This is a genomic window from Nocardia farcinica (assembly GCF_029867845.1).
Lineage (GTDB): Bacteria > Actinomycetota > Actinomycetes > Mycobacteriales > Mycobacteriaceae > Nocardia > Nocardia farcinica_A.
This window is the reverse complement of the sequence record NZ_JARWRU010001085.1, coordinates 1-3783: the sequence shown is the minus strand read 5'-3', so window position 1 is coordinate 3783 and position 3783 is coordinate 1. Positions and strand designations below refer to the sequence as shown.

Here is a 3783-nt window from a genome sequence, read left to right as displayed (position 1 = left end):
GGGGGCGGGGGGGGGGCTGGACCTCTTCCCCCGCCGGGTGTGGGGGGCGGGCCCCCGGGGCGCCCCCCGCCCCATGACGAACGCGCGGAAACCGGTCATCGCCGCACTCAACGGCCCGGCCGTCGGCGTCGGGATCACCATGACCCTGCCCGCGGATTTCCGAGTCGCCGCCGACGACGCCCGCTTCGGGTTCGTCTTCGGCCGCCGCGGTCTCGCGCCGGAGGCCGGTTCGCTGTGGTACCTGCCGCAACTGGTCGGCCTGGCCAAGGCCAAGGAGTGGATGCTCACCGGACGGCTGATCGAGGCCGACGAGGCGCTGGCCGCGGGCCTGGTCACCAGCCTGCACCCGCGCGAGCAGGTGCTCGACGCCGCCTACGCCCTCGCCCGCGAGATCGCCACCGAGATCGCCCCCGGCTCGGCCGCGGTCATCCGCCGCGGCCTGGTCGCCATGACCGCCGAGGGCAGCCCGGAGGCCGCGTTCCGGTTCGACAAGAAGACCATCCCGCACGCGCTGCGCTCCAAGGACATCGCCGAGGGCATCGGCGCGTTCCTGGAGAAGCGCGAGCCCTCCTTCACCGGTGTCGCGCGTCGCGACCTCCCGGACCTGGAGAAGTGGATCGAGGACGCCATTTCCTGAATTCGCCCTGCCGGGCGAACCGTTTCGATCCGCCCGGCAGGTGGTGGAACGCCCGCAGCATCCGCCCCGGACCGACACACCGGCGCCGGGGGGGATGCGTGTCCGCCCCGGCGTGCGGCCGATATTCGCGAAATTCGCTCCACCGAATTCGCCCGCGCCGAGAATGTCATCGATTCCCCCGCCGCTCCCCGCAGCCTTGTAGTAGCGTTCGGACAGCTGTCTAGGCATAGGTCTGGAGCATTGTTCATCTAATGACGAGGGTATCGATGAGGCCGGTCGAATCGTGGTCCGCCAACGGTGCGATCCTCCGCCGCAATTTCGCCGAAACGGTGCTGAGCAGCATCGCCACCCTGGGCCGCGCGCTGCGTATCGGAGCGGGCGCGATTCGCATCGGCGTGCTCGACGCGCTGCGGCTGCGCTTCCAGATCCGCGAAACCCTCGGCCAGGCATGGTTTCTCATCACCGTCACCGCGATTCCCGCGGTGCTGATGGCGATTCCGTTCGGAGTCATTCTCTCCGCGCAGGTCGGCAATATCGTCTCCCAGCTCGGCGCCGACACCATGATCGGCGCGGCCGGCGGTCTCGGGGTGATCAAGCAGGGCGCGCCGATGGCGGCGGCCATGCTGCTCGGCGGTGCGGGCGCGGCCGCCATCGCCGCCGACCTCGGGGCGCGCACCATCCGCGAGGAGGTCGACGCGCTGCGGGTGATGGGCGTGGACCCGATCCAGCGGCTGGTGGTGCCCCGCATCGCGGCCATGATGCTGGTCGCGCCGCTGCTGAACATCCTCATCATCGTCATGGGCATCGCGGCCGGGTTCGTGGTGGCGGTGGCCGCCCTGGATGTGACGCCGGGCAGCTACTGGTCGTCCTTCGGCTCGTTCACCACCCCGGTCGACATCTGGGTCTCCCTGCTCAAGGCGATGATCTTCGGATTCCTGGTGGTGGTGGTGGCCTGCCAGCGCGGCCTCGAGGCCAAGGGCGGCCCGCGCGGGGTGGCCGACGGGGTGAACGCCGCGGCGGTCATGTCGGTGGCTGCGGTGGCGGTGCTCAACACCGTCATCACCCAGGTGGTCACCATGTTCCTGCCGGTCAGGATGGCCTGATGCCCGCGGCCGCCTATTTCCCGCCCGGCTTCCAGTGGGTCGGCAAGCTGCGCCGGATGCGGGTGCTGGAGCCGATCGACGCGCTCGGCTTCGCCCTCGGATTCTGCTGGCAGGTGCTGTCCTCGGTGCCCTACACGCTGCGCCGCTACCGGCGTCAGACCATGCTGGTGGTCACCGACATGACCTGGGGGCGCGGCTCGGTGATCATCGGCGGCGGGGTGGTGCCACTCATGCTGCTGCTCGGCGCGGCGATGGGGGCCTCCATCGGCATCGAGGCCTACAGCGCGCTGAACCTGCTGTCGATGGGTCAGCTCAGCGGCCTGATTTCCGCGTTCGGCATCACCCGCGAACTCGCCCCGATCGCGGCGGGCGTGGGTTTCGCCGCCCAGGCGGGCTGCCGGATGACCGCCGAGATCGGTTCCATGCGCATCTCCGAGGAGATCGACGCACTGGAGTCACTGGGCATCCGCTCGGTGCCGTTCGTCGTGACGACCCGGGTGATCGCCGGAATCGTGGCCGTGGCACCGGCTTTCGTGGTGGCGCTGATCCTGAGCTATCTGTCCTGCGAGGTGGTGGTCACGGTCTTCCACGGCACGCCGAGCGGCACCTACGACCATTACTTCGATCAGTTCGTGCTCAGCTGGGATGTCGTCGCCGCGACCATCAAGGTGACCGTCTTCGCCATCGCGGTGGTGCTCATCCACGGCTACCAGGGCTATTTCGCCACCGGCGGACCGGAGGGCGTCGGCGTCGGCTCCGGTCGCGCCATCCGCGCCAGCCTGGTGTCGATCATCGCGCTGGACATGGTCGCCACGATCCTGCTGTGGGGCTTCCAGTCCCCGATCACGTTCACCGGGTGATGCCGCATGCCTGCCTATCTGCTCTCCGGCGCCGAGGTCGGGCCGCGCCGCGCCCGCGTCATCGGCCTGTGCGCGGTGCTCGCCGCGCTCGCCGCCTGCTTCGCCTGGCGGGTGTATCCCGAATCGCCACCGGCGCACGAGATCCGTGTCGAGCTGGTCACCGGCCGGGTGGGCGTCGGCGTGGAGGCAGGCACCGATGTCCGGCTCGACGGGGTGCGGATCGGTTCGGTCGTGTCGATCACCGCGGCGGAACCGGGCCGCAAGAGCATCGAACTCGCCCTCGACAGCACACAACTGTTCGGGCTGACCGATGCGGTGGCCCTCGACTACGCGCCAGGCAATCTGTTCGGCATCACCACCCTGCAGTTGCGCTCGCGGCCAGGAGGCGCGGAGTTGACCGACGGCGCCACCATCGATCTCACCGAGGCGCCGGACCGGGTCCGCGATGCCACTCTGTCGTCGCTGCTCACCTCGACCGGCCTGCTCACCGATCAGGTGCTCACCCCGCGCCTGGCGGAACTGCTCGGCACCGTCTCCCGCGACATCGGCGCCTTCACACCGCTGTTCGAGGCGATCGGCGCGACCGCCCGCGCCTACGTGGAGACCAGGCAACTGCCGCCGTCGTTCCTGCTGCGGCAGTACGGCTCCGCGCTGGCGGGCCTGCCACCCATGCTCACCGGTGGTCTGGACCTGCTGGAGGCGGCCTACCGCAACGAGTACTTCTCCGAACCGGAGAACATGGCCCGCTTCCGGGAGATGTTCGACGGCATCCAGTTCCAGCTGCTGCCCGAGGTCACCCGGACATTCACCACCGCCGAGCAGTACTTCGCCGACCTGCTGCCGATCATGGCGACGATCGTCGACCGGGTACCGGCCGCGGTGGGTGATCCGCACCTGGCCGGCGCGCGACTGACCGAACTGCTGGACCGGCTCGGCCGCACGGTGCGCGACACCCCCGCCGGTCCCGCCGTCGGCGTGGCCGTGGAACTCGACGCCGTGCCCGGCCTGGCCGCACCGTTGGCCGCTGTGCTCACCGCACCGGGAGGAGGCCGATGACGACCCGGGCACTCTTTCTCCGGGTGGCAGCGGGCGTACAGGTGACGGCCCGGGCGCGGGTTGGCGGCATGCACCTGGTGCGACCGCCCCTCGACCGCCCCCCCCTCGGGCACACCGCCCCGATAAC

General features: G+C 70.3%; 4 protein-coding genes. All 4 read left to right on the top strand.

Translation table 11 applies throughout. The annotated features are described in order from the left end of the window. A partial coding sequence (locus tag QH283_RS23970; RefSeq protein WP_280505197.1) for an enoyl-CoA hydratase-related protein occupies positions 1-637 on the top strand: 637 nt, incomplete at its 5' end. Positions 638-903: 266 nt separating this feature from the next. Then, entirely contained in the window at positions 904-1740 is an 837-nt protein-coding gene (locus QH283_RS23965) for an MlaE family ABC transporter permease (protein ID WP_280505196.1), read from the top strand. Further along, the gene (locus QH283_RS23960; RefSeq protein WP_280505195.1) at positions 1740-2600 is read left to right on the top strand and encodes an ABC transporter permease; all 861 of its coding nucleotides are present in this window, start codon (positions 1740-1742) and stop codon (positions 2598-2600) included. The genes QH283_RS23965 and QH283_RS23960 overlap by 1 nt, the downstream gene beginning before the upstream one ends. Before the next feature lie 6 nt (positions 2601-2606). Next, positions 2607-3656, top strand: a complete 1050-nt coding sequence (locus QH283_RS23955; protein ID WP_280505194.1) for a hypothetical protein — start codon at positions 2607-2609, stop codon at positions 3654-3656. The last annotated feature ends 127 nt before the right edge of the window (positions 3657-3783 follow it).

Excerpts from the sequence above, each read along its gene's own strand:
- QH283_RS23965 (WP_280505196.1), top strand. The coding sequence starts at position 904 with ATGAGGCCGGTCGAATCGTGGTCCGCCAACGGTGCGATCCTCCGCCGC.
- QH283_RS23960 (WP_280505195.1), top strand. The coding sequence starts at position 1,740 with ATGCCCGCGGCCGCCTATTTCCCGCCCGGCTTCCAGTGGGTCGGCAAG.
- QH283_RS23955 (WP_280505194.1), top strand. The coding sequence starts at position 2,607 with ATGCCTGCCTATCTGCTCTCCGGCGCCGAGGTCGGGCCGCGCCGCGCC.